General features: G+C 40.5%; 7 protein-coding genes. 4 read left to right on the forward strand and 3 right to left on the reverse strand.

Going from position 1 to position 13,861, the window contains the following annotated elements:
* Nucleotides 1-76 precede the first annotated feature (76 nt).
* Together CLV99_RS00070 and CLV99_RS00075 are read left to right on the forward strand one after the other, a co-directional pair.
* On the forward strand, nt 77-2,296 hold the full coding sequence (locus CLV99_RS00070) for a Tex family protein (RefSeq protein ID WP_133582447.1): 2,220 nt from the start codon (nt 77-79) through the stop codon (nt 2,294-2,296).
* Nucleotides 2,297-2,339: 43 nt separating this feature from the next.
* Nucleotides 2,340-5,096 carry a DEAD/DEAH box helicase family protein gene (locus tag CLV99_RS00075; RefSeq protein WP_133582448.1) on the forward strand — a complete coding sequence of 919 codons (2,757 nt, stop codon included), beginning with the start codon at nt 2,340-2,342 and terminating at the stop codon, nt 5,094-5,096.
* A 7-nt stretch (nt 5,097-5,103) separates the two neighbouring features.
* Here the strand turns inward: CLV99_RS00075 and CLV99_RS00080 are convergent, their stop codons facing one another.
* Entirely contained in the window at nt 5,104-9,453 is a 4,350-nt protein-coding gene (locus tag CLV99_RS00080) for a translocation/assembly module TamB domain-containing protein (protein ID WP_133582449.1), read from the reverse strand.
* Nucleotides 9,454-9,530: 77 nt separating this feature from the next.
* Between CLV99_RS00080 and tsaD the strand changes: the two genes are divergently transcribed.
* Complete coding sequence (tsaD, locus tag CLV99_RS00085) at nt 9,531-10,535, forward strand: tRNA (adenosine(37)-N6)-threonylcarbamoyltransferase complex transferase subunit TsaD (protein ID WP_133582450.1); 1,005 nt, start codon at nt 9,531-9,533, stop codon at nt 10,533-10,535.
* A gap of 7 nt (nt 10,536-10,542) precedes the next feature.
* Here tsaD and CLV99_RS00090 read toward each other — a convergent pair whose 3' ends face one another.
* Together CLV99_RS00090 and sucC are read right to left on the reverse strand one after the other, a co-directional pair.
* Nucleotides 10,543-11,688 carry a calcium:proton antiporter gene (locus CLV99_RS00090; RefSeq protein WP_133582451.1) on the reverse strand — a complete coding sequence of 382 codons (1,146 nt, stop codon included), beginning with the start codon at nt 11,686-11,688 and terminating at the stop codon, nt 10,543-10,545.
* 146 nt (nt 11,689-11,834) lie between these two features.
* The gene (gene sucC / locus CLV99_RS00095) at nt 11,835-13,031 is read right to left on the reverse strand and encodes an ADP-forming succinate--CoA ligase subunit beta (protein WP_133582452.1); all 1,197 of its coding nucleotides are present in this window, start codon (nt 13,029-13,031) and stop codon (nt 11,835-11,837) included.
* 141 nt (nt 13,032-13,172) lie between these two features.
* Between sucC and CLV99_RS00100 the strand changes: the two genes are divergently transcribed.
* Nucleotides 13,173-13,826: an ABC transporter ATP-binding protein gene (locus CLV99_RS00100; protein WP_211348373.1), complete on the forward strand. Its 654-nt coding sequence runs from the start codon at nt 13,173-13,175 to the stop codon at nt 13,824-13,826.
* Nucleotides 13,827-13,861 lie beyond the last annotated feature (35 nt).

The raw sequence follows: 13,861 nt of genomic DNA on the forward strand, positions 1-13,861 counted from the left end.
ACATTTTAATTATATGAAAAGCTGTTGAACCGATATTTCAACAGCTTTCTCTTTCTTATTTGATTATTCCCAATTTATGTTACACGAAATTATTATTTCGAATGAGCTGTCACTCACTGATCGACAGGTAAGGACGACTATTGAGCTCTTGGATGAAGGTGCTACTATCCCATTTATTTCGCGTTATCGAAAAGAGTTAACAGGTAGTCTAGATGAGGTGCAGATTACAGCTATTCGTGATCGCATTCAACAATTACGTGATTTGGACAAGCGTAGGGAAGCCGTTTTGAAATCTATTGAGGACCAAGGTAAGCTCACTCCCGAGCTCGCGCAGCAGATCAATACGGTAGGCACTATGGCCGCTTTGGAGGATATCTATTTACCTTACAAGCCTAAGCGTAAAACCAGAGCATCAATGGCTCGTGAAAAAGGTCTACAGCCCTTGGCGGATTTGTTACTGGAGCAACAGGTAGGCGATATAGAAGCACAGGCTGAACAGTATATCAATGCAGAACTTGGCGTTAATACTATAGAAGAAGCCTTTGCGGGTGCTAGAGACATCATTGCAGAGACAATAGCCGAAGATGCAGAAGTAAGAGCAAGTGTACGTAAGTTGTTTTTGGATAAAGGTCATTTTGTATCCCGTGTTGTACCTGGTAAAGAAGAACAGGCGTTGAAGTATAAGGATTATTTCGAATGGAATGAATCGTTGAGCAGTGCGCCTTCACATCGTGTCCTAGCGATGCGCCGTGGGGAGAAAGAAGAATTGCTTTACCTAGACATCGAAGTAGATGAACAAGAAATTTTACCTCGAGTAGAAAAGATATATATTAAAGGTAACAATGAAGCCTCTAAGCAGGTAGAATTAGCTTTATTGGATGGTTATAAACGTTTGTTGAAACCATCTATGGAAACTGAAGTCCGGGTGTTGACTCGCCAAAAGGCTGATGAAGAAGCTATCAAAGTGTTTGCGGATAATGTAAGACAACTATTGTTGGCAGCTCCTTTGGGACAAAAGCGTCTATTGGCGATAGATCCAGGATTCCGTACAGGATGTAAGACCGTGGTTTTGGATGCGCAAGGAAATCTTTTGGAAAATACCGCTATTTTCCCACATACCGGAGCTGGTGGAAATATAGAAGCGGAGAAAACAGTACAGCATTTGGTGCGCAAATACGATGTTGAAGCTATTGCAATTGGTAATGGAACTGCAGGCCGTGAGACCGAAGATTTCGTTCGCAAACTTAATTTAACAGGTGTTACGCTGGTTATGGTCAATGAAAGTGGAGCTTCTATTTATTCTGCATCAGAGACAGCCCGAGAGGAGTTTCCGGACTATGATGTAACCGTGCGCGGCGCCGTATCTATCGGACGACGACTGATGGATCCTCTGGCGGAGTTGGTTAAGATAGATCCTAAATCTATTGGTGTAGGACAATATCAACATGACGTAGATCAGAATAAATTACAATCGGCACTGGATGACACCGTTATTTCCTGTGTTAATGCGGTAGGTGTTGAATTGAATACTGCATCAAAACAGATTTTGGCGTATATCTCCGGTTTAGGCCCATCGTTGGCACAACAGATTGTAAACTATAGAAAAGAGAATGGACCTTTCGGATCTAGGCGTGAACTCAAAAAGGTGCCACGTTTGGGAGACAAAGCATTTGAACAAGCAGCGGGCTTCTTACGTATCCGTAATGGTTTACATCCTTTAGATTCGTCAGCAGTACACCCCGAACGCTATAATCTTGTCGAACAGATGGCAAAAGATTTAGGTGTAGAAGTAGGAGAGTTGATGAAAGACGCACAATTGAGAAAGCGTATCGATTTAAAACAATACATTAATGATGAGGTAGGATTACCTACCTTAAATGATATTTTGGCCGAACTTGCTAAGCCTGGATTGGATCCCCGCGAACAGTTTGAAGCATTCTCTTTTACAGAAGGCGTGAATGCAATAAAGGATCTTAAAGTCGGCATGAAATTACCTGGAATAGTTACTAATATTACTAATTTCGGAGCTTTTGTAGATATCGGTGTGCATCAGGACGGTCTCGTACACCTCAGCCAGTTGGCCAATCATTTTGTGTCAGACCCACATGAGGTTGTAAAAGTACAGCAGAGTGTTATGGTAACGGTTACCGAAGTTGATGAACAGCGTAATCGCATTGGCTTGTCCATGAAAACTGAAGACAAAGCTCCTCGCAAGCGAACAGATAAAAGAGAGCAGAAAGCTCCAGAAACGGATATGGCTTCTAAGTTAGCTGCATTGGCTAGTAAATTTAAATAACAATAAAAGCTCTCCATTGGGAGAGCTTTTATATTTTTAGTTTATGTCTGTTTTTTCTGATAGTATACAATTTAAGTACGCTTGGAGGAGCTATCAAAAGCGTGTTTTGGATGCTTTGGATGAGCATCTAAGTGACGAACATCTTCATGTGATAGCTCCACCTGGATCGGGTAAAACTGTTCTGGGCCTAGAGGTTATGTTAAGAATTGGAGCGCCCACTTTGATTCTTGCACCTACCATTGCTATTCGAAATCAATGGATTCAGCGTTTTTGTGAATTGTTCCTACAGGAGGATAATGAGCCAGATTGGATCACTTGTAATATACATGAACCAAAACTAATTACGGTTGCTACCTACCAAAGCCTGCACGCAGCTTGCAATAATAAGAAAGAAGATCTGATAGTTGTTGATTACGCACATGAGTACGATGTCATTGAGCGCAAGAAATCAAACTTTCTGAATCTCGGTAAGGTTGTTGAAGGCCTGAAAGCGGCAGGTGTTAAGACCATCGTTGTGGATGAAGCCCATCATTTGAAAAGTGAATGGTGGAAGACCCTCTCTAAGATAAAAAATGCAATTAAACCCAAAATTGTAGGTTTGACCGCTACGCCACCCTATGATGTGAGTCCAAATGAATGGGCGCGTTATATTGAGCTTAATGGGGCAGTAGATGCCGAAATTTCCGTGCCAGAGCTCATTCAGGAAGGTGATCTCTGTGTACATCAAGACTATCTTTATTTGTGTGAAGCAGATCTAAAAGTCAAAGAAGAATTAACGGCTTTTAGGGATACAAGTGCTCAGGTATTAACACAATTGTTAGCCGATCCAATACTTTTCGAGGCGATGTATAGCCATCCTTTTTGGTTAGAGCCAATGGAGAATCAAGAACTATTGTACGCCAATTTATCTCATTATTCGGCATGTCTTGTTTATCTTCATCATAAGGGGGTGGGAATATATCCGTCACATTTAGAAATACTGGGAATCGGAGAGCTCAAAAGAAAAGAAACGGTAGAGGGAAAGTTGAAAGTACCCCAACTTACTCCAGAGTGGATGCAAGTACTACTCTCTTTTTATCTATTTGAAGAGGATGTTTTCTTTAGGAACCATTATGATGCACATCGAAAATCACTAGCGCGAAAATTGAAACGTGCTGGTTTACTGGAGCGAAGGGCAGTTCGTTTTGAAGACAACGAGAAGTTGACGAAGGATTTAGCGATGTCGGTCCACAAACTTCAAGCAATAGAGGATATTGTTGAGCTTGAATTTAACACATTAAGAAGGGAATTGCGACAAGTCATTTTGACGGATTATATCCGATGGGAATTTCTTACGCAGGATCCTGTAAACCTTCTTCCACTGACTAAGATAGGGGTAGTCCCTATATTTGAACAGCTTCGCAGAAAGAACACTGCAGGAAAAAAAATAGCCGTTCTAACCGGAACATTGATTATTCTCCCTCGTGGTATAATGGAGGCGTTTGAGCAATTGGCTCATGCACTGTCTTGGGAAAATGTGTGTTGGAGCGCCTTAGCATTCGATGCCGACTATGTTGAAGTCATTCCCGGTGAGGGGACAAAAGGAAAAGCTTTGCGGATTGTTACAGCGCTATTTGAAAGTGGCGAGATAGAAGTTCTGATCGGTACTAAATCCTTACTAGGAGAGGGATGGGATGCTCCTGCGATCAATAGCTTGATTTTAGCTAGTTTCGTTGGTTCTTACGTTCTGTCCAATCAAATGCGCGGACGCGCTATCCGTTCCAAAAAGGATATGCCTCACAAGACCAGTAATATCTGGCATATTGCTGCATTAGATCCAACTTCGGTGCGTGGAGGAAGTGATCTTACACTGATGAAACGTCGGTTTAAGAATTTTGTAGGTATTTCTGAGCATGAAGTCCCCAGTATAGAGAATGGTAAAGATAGACTCTTGTTGCCAGAGTTGTATACGGATAGCACGGTACAGGCCTATAATAAGAGACTTTTTGAGTTAGCTAAAGATCGTTCAAGGCTTGCGGTACGATGGCAAGAAAGCATGCATAAAGGAACACGACTGATCGAAGAGGTATGGATTCCCTATGCTGAAGGACGAACGTATCAAGAAGTGAAAACAGCTTCGATGAAAAAGTATATCAATAATATGCTCGTTGGGTTAGGAAGCTCATTACTATTTTTTATGGAGACTTCCGCACAGGTTCTTAGCAAATTTATGAGAATAAGTCCTGGGCAATCAGCAGGATATGCTATAATGGGGATGTTTGGAGTGGCAACAGTTTTCTACGGAAGGCAGACTGTTCGATCTTTTCAATATTACCGTAAATACAGGGATATTACCAAGGATATTTATCAGATTGGAAATGCATTATTAATGACAGTATGTAAAGCCCAACTGTTTCATACTCCGATTGACGAATTGAAAGTATTGACTTTTGGTGATGAAAATGGAAATGTCTATTGTCATATGGAAGGGGGGACGGCCTATGAGCAGTCTCGCTTTATTCAAATGATCCAAGAAATCGTCAACCCAGTTGGTGAACCTCGCTTTATCATCGTAAGAAAGAGTAAGGTATTAGGCCTATTCAATCAGCAGGACTATCACGCTGTGCCAGCGGTATTGGGAAAAAAAATGGCATTGGCGACAGATTTTTTGAATAATTGGCAGCAGCAGGTAGGTAAGGCAGATCTGTATTATACTAAAACCTTTGTTGGTAGACAGATTTTGTTGAGATCACGATTTAATGCTTTGGCCAATGAATTTGCTGAAGATGCCCGAGTTCAGTCCGTCAGTATCTGGCGCTAAAGCTAGGCTACTTACTTGTCTTTTTTGTTTCCTCTTTCGGTTTTTGTTCCTTCCGATACCCCCAGGTCCACATCTTTTTCCAGAATTCCTGGAAGGTATCAAACTCTTGGCGGTAGACCACGCCAAAGGCACTGATATACTCTCCTTCGTTCATCCGTATTAGGAAGTTTCTGGTGTACGGTCTATTATAGGCTCTCAAGATAAGATTGCCATCCTTCCGTAGCCTATAGGTAAGTTCGGCGTCTGTAGTTATTCCTTCTCTAAAGAATGTCAGGTCATTGGCTTGATAGTTTGTTCGGTCTGTAATCCCTCCAGTTAGAATAAGGCGGTCGTTCAGTAGTCGGACTGAAGCGGATGCATCATTGAAAGAGCGGATGTTTAAGTCAAAGAAATTGACATTAAGTGATTGTGAAATGATATTGTTCAGCTGGTTGAACGCAATCTCAGTTCCTGCGGATAGTAAAGTACTATTCACCTCCTTTCCGATTTCACTGGTCGAGTTGGGCGTAAAACTACGTCTTACGATTAGACTTAAAGCCTGTTGGTTGACATTGTTGATATCACTTAAATAGCTCTGAAGCTGATCTTTTATATAGGGATTTTGTGGGAAATTAAGGTCAAAAGTAATATCTGGTTGTTCCAGAGTGCCTTTTATCAACATATCTGCCTGTGCAAGTACCCGCTCGTCATCCCCGGTTCTTCCAGCAGCATTGTAGAGTGGTCCGACTGCAGTCCGTTGCTGATATATTGCAGTTAAGTTTATGTTCGCTTCACTCGGGTTGCCTGTCCAACGTATAGTTCCCCCTTCTTTAATATCAAAGTATTTATTAATAAAGTCTTGAGCTGTAAAGTGAAACTTTCCTGTATTGACGGTATAATCACCGAACATTTCGAAATCTCCTAGGGACGTTATTTTCATAGCAATTTCCCCTAGTCCATTTCCTTTTAGCGATCCAGGATTCGTTTGTAGATTAATCTCCGCATCTGCCGTTAGGCTTAGGTTCATATTCATCGTTATCCCTTTGAACAACGATCTTCGCTGTTGCTTTTCGTTTTCTGTGGAGTCTTTGCTGATGAAGTAGATAAAATCGCTATCCGATACTGTCATAGCGCTGTTGAATGGAATCGTGAGTACGGTTCCTTTTTCCGATTTTGCATTGATATCAATGTCAATAGCAGAGGTGTAGCCCTTAAAGCGGAATGCTCCTGTGGCATGAGCAGTTCCGTAGTACTGATTGTTGTCCTTATAGGTCGTATTTAAGATCATAAAGTTAGTCCCATTGACATCTACATCAATGTAGGGAGAAGCTAACTTAGAGAGGTTAATAATACCATTTGCCGTAGCGACTTGGTTTTTGCTGTCCCGGATTTGCAGATTCTGCAACATGATAGCATTGTTTTCTACCATTGCCATTTGATTGTCCACATAGTAACGTGTCTTGAGATAATTGACAACAAATTGAGAATTACTAAAACGGCCTACCCCTGTTATTTTGGGATTTTTAAATGTCCCCTTTATATTGATGTCTGCCGTAGCTTTACCTTGTAGGTCAGAAACCAGGTTTTTAAGAAAGGGCTGAAATAACATTAAATCAGTTTCATTGAGTTTTCCCGAGAGATTCAAAGGTTCATTATCATTGTAGAAGTTATAGGTTCCCTGAAGATTTACCCCCCTGTTCCGCTCGTCCATAAGTGCTAAATCAACATTCGCGGTCCCAATATTAGGATCAAAATCTGCTTTCAGATTTAATTGGCCAATAGGTAAGCCATTATATATGATCGGCGTCGTGGTGATGTTGCTCGAAGCGAAGGGTGTTTTGAAGAGCGAAGTTATTTCGACTTCTCCGCTCAGAAAACCACTGAGTTCAATACCTAGGGGGCTCGTTATACCTTGAAGGGAAGTCAAACTGAATTTATCAAATTGAACATTTATTTTATCGTTTTCGTTGGATAAAATACCATCTAGTTTGATGCGCTGTTGTGCTTGGCTTAGGATTAGGTTGGCAATATAAAATTTACCTTTAGAAACCCGCATCGCTGCATCATCGTTGAGTTGCCAAGATTCCTTATTGATGATAATAGAGGAGGGTTTAAACTTAATATAAGCAGGTGCATTATGTGCAAAATGAATATTCCCGTTTAGGTCTAGGTAGTTTATCGCATTTTTTTCAGACATGCGTACATTAAATAGTAGGCTGTCATTAGCTAGTACATTACGGATGGCAATATTGTTGATATATGTGCTGTCGCCTAGGCTCATCCGGTCAGCTTGGACATCGAGTGAAAAGGCTTTGTTGTCTGCATTTTCCTGAATAGATAGATTGGTTAGCTTGATGCCTTTGTAAAGCACCAATGGGCTGAAGGCGACAAACTGAGCAGTGTACTGTTCTGAAGAGAATATTGCACTTAGATGTGCTCCGTCATCCAGACTGAGCGAAGGGTCTAATAGTGCGGCTATAGGTGTAAACGATTTTACATGGACATCCAGATTGAAGTCTTGTGGATTATAGGGATGTATGTCTATTCCTATGGCTGGGGCATAGCGCATAGCCAAGGACTTGAAATAGGGGATTATCGTGTTTAAATCAATAATTCCTTCCATCTTTGCATCCAATATATCCGAATTGAGCCTTAATGACCGGTTGCTTTCAGTTCCGTCAGCCTTAAATTGGAGGGACTTGATATTGAAATTACCTTTTGTAGTGGATAACTGGATTGCTGCTGCATCCAGGTGCCCTGTAAGCGTATTTAAAGAATTCCCAATCAGATTTGTATTGATATGCGCAGCATGTATTTCGACACTGTCCTTATTTATAAAACCCAGCTTATTTAGATTAGCATGATGGATTTCTGCGTCTAGGAGGTAGCTCGGAGATTCCTGTTTCCAGTCAAGAGTAGACTGATAGTCTATCGTCAGGTTGTCGTCCGCTACCTCCCCATTTATTTCCAGTGTTTTATCTTTGAGCGTGGCATTGACTGAAATTTGATTGTAGGAATAATCTAATAACTTACTGTTGCTTAGCTTACCCGAAAACTGTAACAGCAGCTCTTCCATACTTAAACCCTGTCCCTCAAAATCGAGTTCTAATCCCGTGTTGCCTATCGTATTAATAGCGAGTAAAGCGCCGACATCCAGTTGTTTTGAGGAGAGCTGTCCTTTATATTTGAGTTCCTTTTTTAGGTCGATATTACTTTTCATGGTAACATCTCCAACTGCAGTGTTAAAATTACCATCAACCCAAAAGTCATTGTAAAATCCATCAAACCGACCTTCGAATGTTGTCTTTTGAAATTGCTGTATTTGTTCCGGGAGAGTAAACTCTTTCTTATTTGCGAGTTGAGACACGAGCAATTCGACATCTTTGGGAGATGTCTGCAGTTTCGCCAACTCCACTTTGAATAATGTTTTATCGATATCAGGTAGACCTTTTATCGAGAGATTACCTTTTAGTTCGGTATTTTTTCCTGTCGATAGGTGTACGTTTCGGGCATCGATATTAGCGACCGTACCTTTTAGGGAAGCACGATGCACATTAGTTTTAAAAACCACGTAACGCATGGTCGGGGCAAAGTACTCGATGTCCTTTGAATCGACGGAGGCATTTTTAAGATTGCCAGTTATTTTTACATCCGTTATGAATTGTGAGAAATCACTTATTTTGTCATATTCAAAACAGACGTAATCCTGTACAAGGGAACGGTTAGTTTTCAAGAACAGGTTTTTAAACTCCATCTTTTTTGAGCCATAGGTAGCTGAGGCATCCAGTTGTTGGATGAACAACCCGGATCTTTCACGGAGTGTAAATCCTGAAATATTGGCGGCAATCACCGAGTCAATTTTGATTTTATCAAAAACAGCTGAAAAGTCAGTAATATCTAGATTGGCAAAATCTATCCCTTTATTATGTCCTTTAAAATTATGGTTGCGCAGTTTAAAATGGTTGTTGACAAATGTTGCTTTGTCCAGTTGAAAATCAATCTGTTTCTTTTTCTGTGGTTTCGTGCCTTTTTTCGGGCTAAAATAATTTACTATGGAAGAGAAATTTGAACTGTCTTTGTACAGTTCGATATTAATGAATCCTTCTTTCAGGTTCAGTTCTTCTACGACTATCTTATTGTTGAAGACTTGCGTTAGGGATATATTAGCCGATAGCTCGTCTACAGCGATTAGAGGTACACCGTAGCTGTCTTTAATATTGAACCCTTTTATTGTGATTGAAGAAAATGGTTTAAAGTATACATAGTCTATCGTAATGTCGCTGTTCAGTTCGTTTGATAGGTAGGTGGCGACCTTCTTTGAGACATAGGTCTGTACAGACTGAAATTGAAGAGATAAAACAGCAAGAACAACTAGCAAAAGGATACTAGCTAGAGTTATTAGCGTTATTTTTAGTATTTTTTTGATACTTTTGTATTTTAAAATTACTTCCTCAAATGGCAATTATCCTCGGAATAGAATCTTCTTGTGATGAAACTTCAGCCTCCATCTGTATAGACGGTGAAATTAAGTCAAATATTATTGCGAGTCAAGCAATTCATGCGAAATATGGCGGTGTAGTTCCAGAATTAGCATCGAGGGTACACCAGCAAAATATAATACCGACCGTAGACCAAGCAATAATACAGGCCGAAGTTACGAAAAATGACATAGATGCGGTGGCTTTTACGAGAGGACCGGGGTTATTGGGTTCCTTATTGGTCGGTACTTCTTTTGCGAAGTCCTTTGCCCTTGCGCGTAAGATCCCATTAATTGAAGTTAACCACATGCAAGCGCATATCTTAGCTCATTTTATTGACAATCCAAGACCATCTTTTCCATTTTTGTGTTTGACTGTTTCGGGAGGACATACACAGATAGTATTGGTCAAGGATTATTTTGACATGGAGTTGATCGGTCAGACGTTGGACGATGCCGCAGGTGAAGCTTTTGACAAGACTGCCAAGATACTAAACTTGCCTTATCCTGGAGGACCATTGATTGACAAGTATGCTCAATTGGGCGATCCAAAAGCATTTAGTCTCCCAGAGCCTCAGATACCAGGGCTGGATTTTAGTTTTTCTGGACTTAAGACAGCTATCCTATATTTGGTGCAGCGTAAAGTAGTTGAAAATCCAACTTTTTTGGAAGATTATAGAGATGATGTGTGTGCATCAGTACAAGAGCGTATAGTATCTATTTTACTGAATAAGCTCAAGAAAGCAGCGAAGCAGACTGGAGTTAAGGATATTGCCATTGCTGGTGGCGTATCTGCCAATTCGGGATTACGGACTGCGCTATTGGCAATGGGCGAGCGTTATAAATGGAACGTGTTCATCCCCAAATTTGAATACTGTACAGATAACGCAGCGATGATTGCCATCGCTGGTTATCATAAATACCTCAAGAAGGATTTTGTAGGGCAAGACATCGGACCGTTGGCCCGGATGCCTATTGGATAATCTATCATTAAGGGTTAAATACCAAAAGAATAAATAGCACAAATAGGACAATATGCATCACACCCAGAATAGGGGAAGTGCGTTTGCCTAAGAAACTCATCAGACTCAATAGGAGTGTTATCACGAATAAAATCGTCTCTGTTGCGGTGAGTCCTAATGCAACAGTCTTACCTGTTATTAAACCGATGATAAGTACAGAGGGAATCGTAAGCCCTACTGTCGAGACAAAAGCCCCGTGACAAAGATTGATCGCCCGTTGAAACTCATTGTTCAGAGCTGCTTTTACCGCTGTCATCGACTCCGGAGTAAATACGATAATCGCAATTAGAATACCGCCCAAGAGTGGAGGAAGATTGGTTGTTTTGATTCCATAATCTACCACACTGGCCATATGATGGGACAATAATACAATAGGTAGTATTATCGTGATGAGCAAAATACTGCGTATTATGATCTCCCTCTTGTCCACATTCCCGCCATTACTTTCTTCCTCATTAGCGCTTAAGTTCCGGTCGTTATAACGGATTTCCATCTGTCCCTGCCACGGTTGTAGATAAAGGTGTCTATAGCCTTTCATCTGGTAGACAAGAAAGAACGTATACAGAACGATGATAAGACTGGATATGCCGATTGCCTGTACATTTGAGAAAATACCATTTCCAGCACCTTGGATAAAGTTTGGTAATAACATTGATATCCCAGACAGCATGATGATCATGGATAGATAGGTCATGGTACCTTGCGCATTGTACTCTTGTTCGCCATACTTCAACCCACCGAATAATAGACATATCCCAACAACGAGATTCATAATAATCATCATTACCGAAAAAATAGAATCTTTGGCAATTTCAGCAGATTCTCCAGGGCCCAACATTACTGCCGAAATCAGGATAACTTCTATGGAGACGATAGACAGCGTTAATATTAACGTACCATAGGGTTCGCCCAGTTTATGGGCCAATTCATCGGCTTCTTTGACGACTCCAAATGAAGAGTATATGATAGTGCTTAGTAATACTATAAATAGTACTGTTCCACTCGTTGGGCTTAATCCCTGATTAAAAGTATGTCCAAAAAGACTAAATATTAGGACGACGAGCCAAATGATAACTAGTCGGATTATTGTTTTTTTTGAAAGAATAGCGTTCATAGTTGCTTTTAATCTGTAGTGTTTTGTCGTTTACAAAAATCGACATTATAGTAGTAATAAATTTTTACATATGTTAAAAATGGCTATAACACAAAAAAGGGGGTAAAATTTATTTTACCCCCTTTTTCTATATTATTGTTGAAAGTCTATTTCTCTCCTAATACTTTTGTTACCAATTCAGCAGCTTCTTTCAATAAGATTGCTGAGTAAACTTGTAACCCAGATTCGTCGATCAATTTTTTCGCTTCTGCAGCATTTGTACCTTGAAGACGTACGATAATTGGCACTGGAATGTTACCGATTTCGTTGTATGCATCAATTACACCTTGTGCTACGCGATCACAACGTACGATACCACCAAAGATATTAATCAAGATAGCTTTTACGTTAGGATCTTTCAAAATGATGTTAAAACCAGCTTTTACTGTTTCTGCATTTGCTGTACCACCTACGTCCAAGAAGTTTGCAGGCTCACCACCAGCTAACTTAATGATATCCATTGTAGCCATTGCTAGACCAGCACCGTTAACCATACAGCCTACGTTACCATCTAATTTAACATAGTTTAAGTTAGATTCTCCAGCTTCAACTTCTGTTGGATCTTCTTCTGTGATATCACGCATTGCAGCGATGTCAGCATGACGGTATAAAGCGTTTTCATCTAAATTTACTTTAGCATCAACAGCCAATATTTTATCATCAGATGTTTTCAATACAGGGTTGATCTCAAACATAGAAGCATCGATAGAATCGTAAGCTTTGTATAAAGCAGCAACGAACTTAACCATGTCTTTATGTGCAGCACCTGTCAAACCTAGGTTGAAGGCGATTTTACGCGCTTGGAATCCTTGTAAGCCAACTTTAGGATCGATTTCTTCTTTGAAGATTAAGTGCGGAGTTTTCTCAGCTACTTCTTCGATATCCATACCACCCTCTGTAGAGTACATGATGATGTTGCGGCCTGTACCACGGTCTAACAATACAGACATGTAGAACTCTTTGGTTTCGCTATCACCAGGGTAGTAAACGTCCTGTGCAACTAGCACTTTGTTAACTTTTTTACCTTCAGGACCAGTCTGCGGAGTAACAAGTTGCATACCGATGATGTCTGTTGCACGTTGCAATACCTCATCATGGTTTTTAGCCAACTTTACACCACCACCTTTACCACGGCCACCTGCATGGATTTGTGCTTTAATCACAACCCAATCCGAGTTGAATTCTTCTTTCATTCTCTTAGCAGCTTCAACTGCTTGCTCAGGCGTTTCAGCAACGATTCCTTCTTGGACTCTTACACCAAAACTCTTAAGTATTTCTTTTCCTTGATATTCGTGAATGTTCATTGATAAAAAAATTTGACGTAAAAATAGGGTTTTTATTCGGAAGAGGCAAGGCTTTATTTTGAATCCTTAATTAATATGAGATTGATAGGTAACTGTTAGGAGGCCATAGATTTTCATTCTTTTTAGTAAATTCGCCATATGATTCTTAAAGCGACAGACATTCATAAGTCTTTTGGTTCATTGCCTATCCTCAAAGGTGTTGATATTGAGGTGCAGCGTGGCGAGATTGTTTCTATTGTCGGTGCCTCAGGTGCTGGTAAGAGTACTTTTTTGCATATCATTGGAACATTGGATAAGGCGGATAAAGGAGAGCTCTTTATCAATGATACGGCCATACATGCCCTTTCTGCCAACGAGATGAGTGCTTTTAGAAATAAGCACATCGGGTTTGTATTCCAGTTTCATCATCTGTTGCCGGAATTTACCGCTTTAGAAAATATTTGTATTCCAGCTTTTATTAACGGTACTTCCAAACAAAAGGCCGAAGCAAGAGGGATGGAACTATTAGATATCTTGGGGGTTACCGAGCGTGCACATCACAAGCCAGGCCAGTTGTCGGGTGGCGAGCAACAGCGTGTTTCGGTAGCACGGGCATTGATTAACAATCCTTCTTTGGTGCTAGCAGACGAGCCCTCGGGAAATTTAGACTCTGAGAATGCAGCATCATTACATCAACTATTTTTTAATTTACGGGATTCGATGAATCAAACGTTTATTATTGTTACACACAACGAAGAGCTGGCAAATATTTCAGACCGGACGATTCACATGCGCGACGGACTTATTTACGGCTAGAAAAATACATGAAAAAACTTTTACTGACTTGTGCC

This window comes from Sphingobacterium yanglingense, from assembly GCF_004363245.1.
GTDB classification, from domain to species: Bacteria; Bacteroidota; Bacteroidia; order Sphingobacteriales; family Sphingobacteriaceae; genus Sphingobacterium; species Sphingobacterium yanglingense.